This window comes from Brevundimonas sp., from assembly GCF_036405315.1.
In the GTDB taxonomy this organism is placed as follows: Bacteria; Pseudomonadota; Alphaproteobacteria; order Caulobacterales; family Caulobacteraceae; genus Brevundimonas.
In genome coordinates this window covers 1-11,153 of record NZ_DASWXW010000175.1, presented here as the reverse complement: position 1 = coordinate 11,153, position 11,153 = coordinate 1, and the positions used below count along the sequence as shown (strand labels likewise).

General features: G+C 67.3%; 14 protein-coding genes. 6 read left to right on the top strand and 8 right to left on the bottom strand.

The window, feature by feature from the left end:
* On the bottom strand, positions 1-73 hold a 73-nt coding region (locus tag VGE49_RS10960; protein WP_331034589.1), incomplete at its 3' end, for a phosphoribosylformylglycinamidine synthase subunit PurS.
* Positions 73-831 carry a phosphoribosylaminoimidazolesuccinocarboxamide synthase gene (gene purC / locus VGE49_RS10955; protein ID WP_331034587.1) on the bottom strand — a complete coding sequence of 253 codons (759 nt, stop codon included), beginning with the start codon at positions 829-831 and terminating at the stop codon, positions 73-75. The genes VGE49_RS10960 and purC, both read right to left, overlap by 1 nt.
* Positions 832-1,094: 263 nt before the next feature.
* Between purC and VGE49_RS10950 the strand changes: the two genes are divergently transcribed.
* From VGE49_RS10950 to VGE49_RS10940, 3 genes are all read left to right on the top strand, one after another.
* Entirely contained in the window at positions 1,095-1,418 is a 324-nt protein-coding gene (locus VGE49_RS10950; RefSeq protein WP_331034586.1) for a DUF1476 domain-containing protein, read from the top strand.
* A 21-nt stretch (positions 1,419-1,439) separates the two neighbouring features.
* Positions 1,440-2,231, top strand: a complete 792-nt coding sequence (locus VGE49_RS10945) for a sterol desaturase family protein (protein ID WP_331034585.1) — start codon at positions 1,440-1,442, stop codon at positions 2,229-2,231.
* Positions 2,232-2,313: 82 nt separating this feature from the next.
* The gene (locus tag VGE49_RS10940; RefSeq protein WP_331034584.1) at positions 2,314-2,826 is read left to right on the top strand and encodes a hypothetical protein; all 513 of its coding nucleotides are present in this window, start codon (positions 2,314-2,316) and stop codon (positions 2,824-2,826) included.
* Between the two features lie 176 nt (positions 2,827-3,002).
* Here the strand turns inward: VGE49_RS10940 and VGE49_RS10935 are convergent, their stop codons facing one another.
* The 4 genes from VGE49_RS10935 to purB all read right to left on the bottom strand — a co-directional run bounded on the left by VGE49_RS10935 (position 3,003) and on the right by purB (position 6,421).
* Complete coding sequence (locus tag VGE49_RS10935; protein WP_331034583.1) at positions 3,003-3,635, bottom strand: fasciclin domain-containing protein; 633 nt, start codon at positions 3,633-3,635, stop codon at positions 3,003-3,005.
* Between the two features lie 115 nt (positions 3,636-3,750).
* Positions 3,751-4,590 (bottom strand): formyltetrahydrofolate deformylase, encoded by an 840-nt coding sequence (purU, locus tag VGE49_RS10930; RefSeq protein WP_331034582.1) that lies wholly within the window; start codon positions 4,588-4,590, stop codon positions 3,751-3,753.
* Between the two features lie 12 nt (positions 4,591-4,602).
* The gene (locus VGE49_RS10925; RefSeq protein ID WP_331034581.1) at positions 4,603-5,094 is read right to left on the bottom strand and encodes a DNA-deoxyinosine glycosylase; all 492 of its coding nucleotides are present in this window, start codon (positions 5,092-5,094) and stop codon (positions 4,603-4,605) included.
* Positions 5,095-5,119: 25 nt separating this feature from the next.
* Complete coding sequence (gene purB / locus VGE49_RS10920) at positions 5,120-6,421, bottom strand: adenylosuccinate lyase (RefSeq protein ID WP_331034580.1); 1,302 nt, start codon at positions 6,419-6,421, stop codon at positions 5,120-5,122.
* Positions 6,422-6,574: 153 nt separating this feature from the next.
* On the opposite strand from purB, the gene VGE49_RS10915 reads away from it, so the two are divergent.
* Positions 6,575-6,895 carry a DMT family transporter gene (locus VGE49_RS10915; RefSeq protein WP_331034579.1) on the top strand — a complete coding sequence of 107 codons (321 nt, stop codon included), beginning with the start codon at positions 6,575-6,577 and terminating at the stop codon, positions 6,893-6,895.
* Between the two features lie 29 nt (positions 6,896-6,924).
* Positions 6,925-7,581, top strand: a complete 657-nt coding sequence (locus VGE49_RS10910) for a glutathione S-transferase family protein (RefSeq protein ID WP_331034578.1) — start codon at positions 6,925-6,927, stop codon at positions 7,579-7,581.
* 193 nt (positions 7,582-7,774) lie between these two features.
* Here VGE49_RS10910 and VGE49_RS10905 read toward each other — a convergent pair whose 3' ends face one another.
* Complete coding sequence (locus VGE49_RS10905) at positions 7,775-9,472, bottom strand: lytic transglycosylase domain-containing protein (protein ID WP_331034577.1); 1,698 nt, start codon at positions 9,470-9,472, stop codon at positions 7,775-7,777.
* A 94-nt stretch (positions 9,473-9,566) separates the two neighbouring features.
* Positions 9,567-10,391 carry a uracil-DNA glycosylase gene (locus VGE49_RS10900; protein ID WP_331034576.1) on the bottom strand — a complete coding sequence of 275 codons (825 nt, stop codon included), beginning with the start codon at positions 10,389-10,391 and terminating at the stop codon, positions 9,567-9,569.
* A 191-nt stretch (positions 10,392-10,582) separates the two neighbouring features.
* On the opposite strand from VGE49_RS10900, the gene VGE49_RS10895 reads away from it, so the two are divergent.
* Positions 10,583-11,153: NAD(P)/FAD-dependent oxidoreductase (locus tag VGE49_RS10895; RefSeq protein WP_331034588.1), on the top strand; the 571-nt coding region annotated here is incomplete at its 3' end.

The window sequence follows — 11,153 nt, the reverse complement described above, 5'->3', positions numbered from 1 at the left end:
CGCCTTCGACGGCCTTGCCCTGAACGTCCAGGACGCCGGGCTTCAGGAAGACGTGAACTTTCACCTTGGCCATTAGTGCAGTCCTCCTTGGATCACGGTCGGCATGTCCTTCATGATGCCGAGGCGGCGGGCCACCTCGGTATAGCTTTCGATCACGTCGCCCATGTCGCGACGGAAACGGTCCTTGTCCAGCTTCTCGCCGGTGTTCGAATCCCACAGGCGGCAGGAGTCCGGGCTGATCTCGTCGGCCAGGATGACGCGGGCGAAGTCGTTTTCCCACACGCGGCCGAACTCGATCTTGAAGTCGACCAGGGTGATGCCGACGGCGCCGAACATGCCGCACAGGTAGTCGTTCACCCGCACCGTCATGGCCAGGATGTCGTCCAGCTCCTGGGTCGTGGCCCAGTTGAAGGCTGTGATGTGCTCTTCCGTCACCATCGGGTCGTTCAACTCATCCTTCTTGTAGTAGAATTCGATGATCGAACGGGGCAGGGCCGTGCCCTCTTCCTGGCCCAGGCGCTGGGCCAGCGAGCCGGCGACGATGTTGCGGCACACCACTTCCAGCGGAATGATCTCGACTTCGCGGATCAGCTGCTCGCGCAGGTTCAGGCGCTTGATGAAGTGGTTGGTCACGCCGATCGAGTTCAGGCGCGACATGATGAATTCGCTGATGCGGTTGTTGATGACGCCCTTGCCTTCCAGCACGGCCTTCTTCTGGGCGTTGAAGGCGGTCGCGTCATCCTTGAAATACTGGATCAGCGTGCCCGGCTCAGGACCCTCGTACAGGATCTTGGCCTTGCCCTCGTAGAGCTTCTTGCGCTTGGTGTTCATCAATCGGGTCCCGAACGGGAAGAAAACGGACGGCCTCAAAACGAAAAACGCGCGGCCCCGGCGATCATGGGCGGCGCGATCCTGAATCGACAGCGGCTATATAAGACGGGACGCCCTTTAACCGAAGGGCGTCTGTGACACAAATATCCTCCCGTGACGCAGCGTCAGATCCGCGACCGCAAGTCCGGTTGCGTTCGGACGGAAGGGGGCTATAGACGGGCCATGCGGACCGCACTTTCGTCCGCCACTGGAGTGACGACCGCATGACGACCTTTGACGATCGGGAAAAGGGCTTCGAGACCAAGTACGCCCTCGATCAGGAACAAGAGTTCAAGGCCATCGCGCGTCGCAACAAGATGCTGGGCCTGTGGGCGGCCGAGAAGATGGGCCTGTCGGCCGACAGCGCCGAGCAATACGCCGCCGCCGTGGTTCGCGCCGATTTCGAGCAGCCGGGCGACGAAGACGTCTTCCGCAAAGTCGCCGGCGACTTCAAGGGCTCGGGTCTGACCGTGTCCGAGGGCGAACTGCGCTCCAAGATGGACGAACTGGGTTCCATCGCCCGCGAACAGATCCGCGCCGGCGAATAATCCTCCGAACGGGAAGCGTCCGTGGCCGAGCTTCTCGTTCAATCCTCGCACTGGCAGCTTCTGCTCACCGCCCTGGCGTTCGTCGTCCTCGCGGGCGTGGAGGCTCTGTTTCCGCTGAGCATCGACCGGCGTCCGCGGGCGCGGCGCTGGTTCGCCAACGCCGCCCTGTTCCTGATCGGCTTCGGTCTGGTCTTCGCGGCCTCGCCGCTGATGCTTCAGGGGGCGGCCTGGGTGCGAGGCCTGCTGCATTTCCCGCCGCTGACCGGCCTGGGCCTGCCCGCCTGGCTGCTGGTCGTCGTGTCGTTCCTGCTGATCGACCTGCTGGCCTATCTGAGCCATGCCCTTTTCCACGGCGCGCCCTGGCTGTGGCGGCTGCATCGGGCGCATCATTCCGATGCGGTCGTGGACGCCTCGACCGGGGTCCGTCACCATCCGATCGAATCCCTGGCCGGCGCCGCCCTTCAGTTGGTGGTTTTTGCGGTTCTCGGCGTCCCCCTGCTGGTGATCCTGGCCTATGGGTTGATCGCCACCCTGTGGCAGTTCGTGACCCATGCCGACGTCCGTCTGCCCGAGCCGATCGACCGGGCGTTGCGGTTGGTGGTCGTGACCCCCGGCATGCACCGGGTGCATCACTCGGTGCGTATGGACGAGGGCAACAGCAATTTCGGCATGGTCCTGTCCGTCTGGGACCGGCTGTTCGGCACCTATCGCCGTCGTCCCGCGGCGGAGCGGGCGGTCATGACCCTGGGCGTCGAGGGCGATGCCGGGGGGGCGAGCCTGCCCGCGCTTCTGGCCGATCCTCTGCGCTCCTGAGGGCGTCTGGCTCCCGAATTGAATAACGCTGGTCGTCTAGATCGAGATCGGCTACCTCTGCGGTAAATTGAAGGGGAACTTCATGATCATGAAGAATGCCGCCGCAGGCTTGGCTGCAGGCACGGTTCTGGCTCTGTTTCTTGGCGCGGGCGCCGCGCAGGCGGGCTTCTCGACCCCCAGCACTGTCGCGGTCACTTCGCAGACCCCTGGCGCCTCGACGCCGGGCGGATCTGTGACCTTGGGGGTCACGGTCACGCCAGGCGATGCGGTGTCGACCTGCACGGGCTCGGTCCTGATTTCTGACGCCGCGAGCCCGGTGTCCTGCACGGCCAGCCTGACGCCGGGCGCGGGCGCGTCCACGGGGTCGTGCTCAGTCGGGTTTCCCACCGCCGGCGTCCGCACGCTCAATCTGGCCTACACCTCCGGGAACGGCATCTGCGCCAACTCCGCCGGCACGGCGTCGCATACCGTGAACGCCGCTCCCGCCGCCGTGCCGACGGTCGGTGAATGGACGATGTGGGGTCTGGCCGGCCTGCTGCTGATCGGCGGCGGCATGGTCGCGTCGCGCCGGTTCAACATCGCGCGCGAAATTTGAGGCTGGCGCCGCCCGCTTTCACGCCGATGATGCAAATGAAAAGGGCCGCGCTCAGGAAGCGCGGCCCTTCTTGATTCCAGGGGGCTTGGGGGAAACCTCGCCTGAAAACGGCGTCTGACGCGATAGGCGTCCGGCGCGATGTCAGAATGCGCGATCGCGCCTTTGGTTCACGGCGATCATTTCGGCATCAGCACCGTGTCGATGACGTGAACCACGCCGTTCGACTGACCGACGTCGGCCTGGGTTATGGCCGAGGTTCCGCCATTGGCGTCGGTGATGGTCCATTTGCCGCCGCCGGCGTCCTTGATCATCAGCTTCTCGCCCTGAACCGTGGTCAGGCTGGCCGTGCCGCCGCCCTTCTGGGCCTCGGCGGCGATGTCGGCGGCGGTCAGGCGGCCGGGCACGACGTGATAGACCAGAACCTTGGTCAGGGCGGCCTTCTGAGCGGGCTGCATCCAGCCCTCGCGCGTGGCCGCCGGAATCTTGTCGAAGGCGGCGTTGTCGGGCGCGAAGACGGTGAAGGGGCCTGCGCCCTGCAGCGTCGTGGCCAGATCGGCGGCCTGAATCGCGGCGACCAGGGTGGTCAGGTTCGGCGCCTTGGAGGCGTTGGCGACGATGTTGTCGGCGGGGTTCATGGCCACGCCGCCGACCATCGGAGCGGTTGCAGCAGGAGCCATCGCGGCGGATTGCGGCGGCATGGCCTCGACCGGGGCCTTTTCGACCTTGCTTTCGTTGTCGCCGCAAGCGGCGAGCGCCAGCAGGGCGGCGGCGGATACGGTGGCGAGGGCGGCGGTTTGGGCGATCTTCATGGCGTCTCTCCATCGACGTCCGCTCGGTTGGGGGGGGGCGGCGTCGGGGGGAACTACGGGCGAGCGGGGTAAATGGTTCAAATTTTCCGGCGTTGTCCGTGATCGCCGCGCCTCCTCAGTCGGCGAAAACAACTGTCTTTCCGTCGTGCATCAGGACGCGGTCGTGCAAATGGTGGGAGACGGCGCGCGCCAGGACGCGACGCTCGATGTCGCGGCCTTTGCGGATCAGGTCGGCGGGGGCGTCGCGGTGGCTGATGCGCTCCACGTCCTGCTCGATGATGGGGCCTTCGTCCAGGTCGGCGGTGACGTAGTGCGCTGTGGCGCCGATCACCTTCACGCCGCGGGCATGGGCCTGATGATAGGGCTTGGCGCCCTTGAAGCCTGGCAGGAAGGAATGGTGGATGTTGATGCAGCGCCCGGCCAGCCTCGCCGACAGGTCGTCCGACAAGATCTGCATATAGCGCGCCAGGACGACGAGTTCGGCGCCGGTCGCCTCGATCAGGGCCAGCAGTTGGGCCTCCTGCGCCGCCTTGTCGCCGCTCGTCGGCAGGTGGTGGAAGGGCAGGTCGCCCAGATCGACGTGGCCGATCATGTGGCGCGGGTGGTTGGACACGACGGCAGTCACCTGCATCGGCAGTTCGTTGATGCGCCAGCGATACAGCAGGTCCGCGAGGCAATGATCGAACCGCGAGGTCAGGATCATCACCTTGCGCGGCTCGGGTCCGCGCAAGGTCCAGTCCATGTCGAACCGTTGGGCCAGGGGCGTGAAGGCGGCGCGGATCGCGTCTTCGGCGTCGCCCGCGATCGGCTCGAACACCACCCGCATGAAGAAGTAGCCGCTCAGGGCGTCGCCGAACTGCTGGGCGTCGGAGATGTTGGCGTCCCGTTCCAGCAGGAAGGCGGAGACGGCCGCCACGATGCCGTGGCGGTCGGGGCAGGACAGGGTCAGAATCATCGAGCGGCCGACCTAATCGCGAAGGAAGTCGCCCAGTATGGCCCAGCTCTCCGCCTTTGCCGACAAGGATATTGCGTGCGCGGGGCTGGACGACGGCAGGTCGATCAGGGGGATCGCTGACCCCGCCAGGATGCGCCGCCCCAGCTGCGCCGCCTTGCCGCCGTTGAAGGCGACGGCTTTCAGAGCGGGCAGGGCGGCGGCCAGGCCCGGCAGGTCGGCGTGGACGGGCAGGCGGATGGCGGCGTCCAGGCTGCCGACCCGCTCGGCCTCGGCCACCGTATCCCACAGGCCGACGCCGCGCGCCCTGAGCGCCGCCAGCCGGTCGACGTAGGCGCGCTCATGCAGATCCGGCTGATCCAGCAGATCGCCCATCAGCCGCCAGAAGGCGTTCCTCGGATGGGCGTAATACTGGCCGACGGCCAGAGAGGCTTCGCCGGGCAGGCTGCCGAGGATCAGCAGCCGGGTGTTCGCGTCGACGATCGGATCGAAGGCGCGCTTTCGCATGATCACGCGCCTTCGCTCAGCCGGTTCAGCCCTCGCCGAAGACCCGCTTGAACACCACGTCGACGTTCTTGGTGTGGTAGCCGAGGTCGAACAGGGCTTCCAACTGATCGGCGGGCAGGGTGACGCGGGCGTCGGCCTTGAGGAAGTCGATGAAGCGGCCCTCGCCGCGCCAGACCTTCATGGCGTTCTCCTGAACCGCGGCATAGGCGTTTTCACGCGACACGCCGGCCTGGGTCAGGGCCAGCATGACCCGTTGCGAGTGCACCAGGCCGCCCAGGCGGTCGATGTTCTTCTGCATGTTCTCGGGATAGACGTTCAGCCGCTCGATCACGCCCGCCAGACGGTGCAGGGCGAAGTCCAGGTGGACGGTGGCGTCGGGGCCGATGCCGCGTTCGACCGAGGAGTGGCTGATGTCGCGCTCGTGCCACAGGGCGACGTTCTCCATCGCCGGGGTCACGGCCGAGCGGACCAGACGGGCCAGGCCGGTCAGGTTCTCGGTCAGGATCGGGTTGCGCTTGTGCGGCATGGCCGACGAGCCCTTCTGACCCTTGTCGAAGAACTCCTCGGCTTCGAGGACTTCGGTGCGTTGCAGGTGGCGGATTTCCACGGCCAGACGCTCGATCGACGAGGCGACGACGCCCAGGGCGGCGAAGTAGGCGGCGTGACGGTCGCGCGGGATGACCTGGGTCGAGACGGGCTCGACGGCCAGACCCATCTGGTCGGCGACGTATTGCTCAACCGCCGGATCGACGTTGGCGAAGGTGCCGACGGCGCCCGAGATGGCGCAGGTGGCGATTTCCTCGCGCGCCGTGATCAGGCGGCGCTTGGCGCGCTGGAACTCGGCGTGATAGCCGGCGAGCTTCAGACCGAAGGTGACGGGCTCGGCGTGGATGCCGTGCGAGCGGCCCACGGTCGGTGTGTATTTGTGTTCCTTGGCGCGGACTTCCAGCGCGGCCAGGACGCGATCGACACCGCCCAGCAGCAGGTCGGTCGAGCGCGCCAGCTGCACCGCGAAGCAGGTGTCCAGCACGTCCGACGAGGTCATGCCCTGGTGCAGGAAGCGGGCTTCCTCGCCGACGATTTCCGACACATGGGTCAGGAAGGCGATGACGTCGTGCTTGGTGGTGCGTTCGATCTCGTCGATGCGATCGGCGTCAAAGACGACGTCCTTGCCCTTGGCCCAGATGGCGTCGGCGGCGTCCTGCGGGATCACCCCCAGTTCGGCCATCTTGGTGGCGGCATGGGCCTCGATCTCGAACCAGATCTTGTACTTGGTCTCTTGCGACCAGATGGCGACGGCTTCGGGGCGGGTATAGCGCGTGATCATGGACGCGTCCTGTCGGTCGCGGGGGCTTCGGAGTCAAGGTTCGCCATTGACTTCTCGCCCCCTTGTCCCAGATAGGGGCCTCAGAGGACGACCTCTCCCTTCATTGGGCATGACCGCCGGGACGACCCGGCTCGCCATGCAAGGGAGACTGTCATGGCCTGGATTTTCCTTCTTCTCGCCGGCGTCCTCGAGGTCGTCTGGGCCTTTCTGATGAAGGCGTCGGACGGCTTCACCAAGCCCTGGCCCACCATCGGCACCATCGCCTTCATGATCGTCAGCTTCGGCCTGTTGTCTATGGCCATGAAGACCCTGCCTCTGGGCACGGCCTACGCCATCTGGACCGGCATCGGCGCGGTCGGCGCCTTCATCGTCGGCGTCATGGTGCTGGGCGAGGCCCTGACGCCGATGCGGGTCGGCGGGTTGGTGCTGATCGTCTCCGGCCTGGTTGTGCTGAAGCTTTCGTCCAGTCATTGATGGCGCATGGCCTCAAGGGAGCGACAACCATGGAACTGGTGATCGGCGACAAGCTCTATTCCACCTGGTCCTTGCGCCCCTGGCTGGTGCTGAAACGCTGCGGCGCGGACTTCACCGAGACGGTGGTGCGGTTGAACCAGCCCGACACGGCCGAGCAGATCACCCGCCATTCGCCCGCCGGGCGGGTGCCGGTGCTGAAGGTCGACGGCGAGACCATCTGGGACAGCCTGTCGATCTCGGTCTGGTGCGCCGAACGCTATCCCGAGGCCCGGCTGTGGCCCGCCGACGCCCATGCGCGCTGGCAGGCCCGGTCGGTGGTCTGCGAGATGCATTCGGGGTTCATGGCCCTGCGCACCGAATGCGGCATGGCCCCGGACCATGCCATGGTCGGCCCCGACCGCAGCCCTCCGCCGAAGGGCGAGGCCACGGCCGCCGACATCCGGCGTCTGGTGCAGATCTTCCGCGAGGCGTGCGCCCGCTTCGGCGCCGGCGGTCCGTATCTCTATGGCGAATGGTCGATCGCCGACGCCTTCTTCACGCCGGTGGCGGCGCGCGTGCGTCATTTCCAGATCGACCTGGCCGCGCACGGCGATGTGGACGGGGTCGCCCGGGCCTATGTCGACGCCCTGCTGGCCCAGCCGGACTTTATCGCCTGGAGCGAGGACGCCCTGGCTAACGTCGCTTAAGCCTGGTCGAAAACCGGCGATTAACGAGTGGTGTTACAATCTGCCCTCGCGGCGTCGGGCCGTGGGGGACAGGTGATGCGGACGATCAGTCGGAACACCAACTGGGGCAAGGTCGCCCGCGGCTACTTCATGGCCGCCCTGGCTTTCGCCTTTGTCTGGGCCATGCTGCTGTCCAGCGTGGTCTGAACAGGCTTTAGCGCGTTCCAGCGACCGGGGCGGCCTCTGCCACCTGCATCGGCGCGACCGGCGGCGGAGCCACATAGTCCAAGCGGATCGGCACGGCCTTCGCGCCCGAGGCCACGGCGTCCAGCGTGTTCAACGGCGCGCCCAGCATTCGCTGATAGATCCAGTAGGCCGCCACGACCTTTTCCACGTATTCGCGGGCCTGAGGCACGTCGATGGTCTCGATCAGCAGCAGGGGGTCGGCGTCCGGCCCCAGCTTGCGCACCGCCGCCAGCATCGGTCCCGGCCCGGCGTTGTACGAGGCCACGGCCTTCAACAGATCGCCCTGGAAGGACTCGATCTGGAACAGGCGGTTCACATAGTCCTGACCCAGCTTCAGGTTTGTGGCCGGCACGAACAGCCGCTCGGGGCTGCGGACATAGCCCTGATCCCCGGTCATGTAGGCGGCGGTCGCCGGCATGACCTGCATCATGCCGTAGGCGCCGGCCCCGGAACGGGCGTTGGCGTTGAAGTCGGTTTCCTTGCGCGCGATGGCGTAGACCAGCGCCTTTTCGATAGTGAAGCCGCCCTCGGGCTGAAGGTCGGGCATGGGATAGCGGGTCGCGTCGATGCGGGCTGCGTCCGACTGGGCCGCGCGGTTCGGGGCCACGGTGCGGTAGAGGCCGGCCCACAGACGTCGCGCGCCGTCGTCGCCGGCTGAGCGCATCCCGGTGCGGGCGGCTTCCTCCGCCTCGTTGCGACGGCCGACTTCATAGAGGGCCACCGTGCGGCGCGCGCTCTCGTCGGTGCGGATGAAGGCGTTCAGTTCGCGGGCGTCCACGCCGGTCGGCTCGGGCGTGAAGCTGGCGCGTTGCAGCGTCGCTCCATAGGCGCGCGGGCCCATGTTCTCGATGACGGGTTCTTCGCCGAGCTGGCGCAGGGCGATCTGGCCGTAGAAGGTGGCGGGCCAGCGGGCGGCCTTGCGCAGATGCTCGGCCACCTTGTCCTGACGACCCGACTGGGCGGCGGCGCGGGCGGTCCAGAAGGCGGCGCCGGCGCGAACCCAGGGGTCCTCGGTCGGGTCGTCGGCCACGCGCTCGAAGGCGCGGAAGGCGTCGGAGTATTCATGCAGCCGCCAGGCCGCCAGCCCCGCGCTCCACCAGTCGCCCATCTCGGCGCCCATGCGATAGGCGCCCGCCAGATCATCATTGTTCAGCGCCACGCGCGCCGCCTTGGCGGGATCGGCGACGCCGCCGTCGCTGGCGCTCGCGCCGGTGACGCTGGCCCAGGTGCGTTCCAGCAGATTGCCGGGGCGCTTCGGCTCGGGCGCGCCGTCGGGAATGCGGCGCATGGCCAAAGTATAGACCCGCTGGGCCATCGGCAGGTCGGAATAGGTCTCCAGCCAGGCCGCCAGTTCGTCATAGGTGGCGACGTGGGTGGGGTGGAACAGGCGCTCGAACTCGACCTGGCCCAGAAGGACGCGGTCGCGGGCCTGGCGGGCGGAATTGCGGGCCAGTTCCAGATCGCCGCGACGCAGGGCGTCGAAGGCGGTCGTGTAGCTGAGACGGTCCTCGCTGCTCAGGGCCGTGGGCGTCCGATCCGAGTCGTTCGCGACATAGGCGGTCCCGCCGTCGGCGCCGGATTCAGCGGCCAGGGCGGCAGGCGCAACCGTGGCGCAGAGCGCAGCAGCGAGCAGGGGCGCGAGGGTCGCGCGGCGGAAAAGGAACATACGCGGCGGCCCCCTTCGTCGGCGCGGCTCCCTTCTCGACGTCGGGATCATCAGCGCTCTGTGGACTGGTCGTCAGCCGCCTAACATGCCCCAGTCAGGCTTTCGGCTCAACCTGGGCCGTATCCAGACGCGCCGCCAGCGACAGCATGTCGGCCCAGGCGACCCGTTTCGCCTGCGGCTGACGCAGCAGGAAGGCGGGGTGCAGGGTGGTCATGACGGGGGTCGAAATCCCGCCCTCGGACGGGCTCCATTCGCGCCATTGGCCGCGAATTTTCATCAGACCTTCGTCGGTGTTCAGCACCGATTTCGCCGCCGCCGCCCCGACCAGAAGCACGGCCTTGGGCTGCATCAGGGCGAAGGCGCGCTCCACGAAGGGCGCGCAGGCGGCCTGCTCCTGCGGCGAGGGCGGGCGGTTGCCGGGCGGCTTCCAGAAGACGGTGTTGGTCATGAAGACCTGATCGGCCAGGCCCGCCGCCGCCAGCATCCGGTCCAGCAGTTGCCCGGCCTGTCCGACGAAAGGCTCGCCGCGCAGGTCCTCGGTCTCGCCGGGCGCCTCGCCGATCAGCAGGATGGAGCCCTTGGCGTTGCCGCGCCCGAACACCGCCTGCTTGGCCCCCATGGCGCGCAAGGGACAGCCCTCGAAGGCGGCGACCGCTTCGGCCAGTTCGTCCATCGTTGTTGCGGCGGCGGCCAGGCGACGCGCCTCGTTGACCGCGTCCGCGCTGGACATTCCTCCGTGTTGGCCCCCGTGCAGAGCCGTGACCGTGGCCGAGGCTTTATGCATCACCTGGGGCGCGGGGGGGGCGACAAAGATGGTGCGGTCGACCGGCGCATCCAGATAACAGGCGTCCACCCCCGCATCGCGCCAGAAGGCGAGGAGGGCTTCGGTTGCGGCGGTCTCAAGGGGCTGGGGCGTCATTCCGTGACAGGGATAAGCCTTGACCGCCGCTGCGTCACCTCATGATAAGACGGATAACCACGACGATAACGAGGATTCAGGGGAAGATGGCTGAGCAAGCGATCGAAGGCGGCGCGATCAACGCCTGGCAGGAAGCCGTGATCGACAAGCTGCCGCCGGCCGAGGCGCTGGAAGGCGTCGAGCGCGAGGTCATGGAATATGACGTCGTCATCGTCGGCGGCGGCCCCGCCGGCCTGTCCGCCGCCATCCGTCTGAAGCAGCGCGCCGAGAAGGACGGGAAAGAGATTTCCGTCGCCGTTCTGGAGAAATCCGCCGAGATCGGCGGCCATATCCTGTCGGGCGCTGTGATCGATCCCAAGGCCCTGAACGAGCTCTTCCCCGACTGGAAGGAACGCGGCGCGCCGCTGGAGACCCCGGTCAAGACGGACAAGTTCCTGGTGCTGGGCCCGCAGGGGCAGGCCTCGCTGCCGATGTTCGCCATGCCGCCCTTCATGCACAACCACGGCTGCTACATCGCCTCCCTGGGCAATGTGGCGCGCTGGCTGGCCGAACAGGCCGAGGCCCTGGGCGTCGAGGTCTATCCCGGCATGGCCGCCAGCCATGTCGTCTGGGATGAGCCGACCGGCCGGGTGAAGGGCGTCGTCGCCGGCGTCTTCGGCATCGACCGCGAGGGCAAGCCGACCGGCGACTTCCAGCCCGGTCTGGAACTGCACGGCAAGTATGTCTTCATCGCCGAGGGCGTGCGCGGCTCGCTGGCCAAGA

Bases quoted from the DNA above. Each gene is read 5' to 3' on its own strand.
- purU (WP_331034582.1), bottom strand. From the start codon at position 4,590: ATGATTCTGACCCTGTCCTGCCCCGACCGCCACGGCATCGTGGCGGCC.
- purB (WP_331034580.1), bottom strand. From the start codon at position 6,421: ATGATCACGCGCTATACCCGCCCCGAAGCCGTCGCCATCTGGTCGCAA.
- VGE49_RS10925 (WP_331034581.1), bottom strand. From the start codon at position 5,094: ATGCGAAAGCGCGCCTTCGATCCGATCGTCGACGCGAACACCCGGCTG.
- VGE49_RS10940 (WP_331034584.1), top strand. From the start codon at position 2,314: ATGATCATGAAGAATGCCGCCGCAGGCTTGGCTGCAGGCACGGTTCTG.
- purC (WP_331034587.1), bottom strand. From the start codon at position 831: ATGAACACCAAGCGCAAGAAGCTCTACGAGGGCAAGGCCAAGATCCTG.
- VGE49_RS10935 (WP_331034583.1), bottom strand. From the start codon at position 3,635: ATGAAGATCGCCCAAACCGCCGCCCTCGCCACCGTATCCGCCGCCGCC.
- VGE49_RS10900 (WP_331034576.1), bottom strand. From the start codon at position 10,391: ATGACGCCCCAGCCCCTTGAGACCGCCGCAACCGAAGCCCTCCTCGCC.
- VGE49_RS10915 (WP_331034579.1), top strand. From the start codon at position 6,575: ATGGCCTGGATTTTCCTTCTTCTCGCCGGCGTCCTCGAGGTCGTCTGG.
- VGE49_RS10910 (WP_331034578.1), top strand. From the start codon at position 6,925: ATGGAACTGGTGATCGGCGACAAGCTCTATTCCACCTGGTCCTTGCGC.
- VGE49_RS10905 (WP_331034577.1), bottom strand. From the start codon at position 9,472: ATGTTCCTTTTCCGCCGCGCGACCCTCGCGCCCCTGCTCGCTGCTGCG.
- VGE49_RS10950 (WP_331034586.1), top strand. From the start codon at position 1,095: ATGACGACCTTTGACGATCGGGAAAAGGGCTTCGAGACCAAGTACGCC.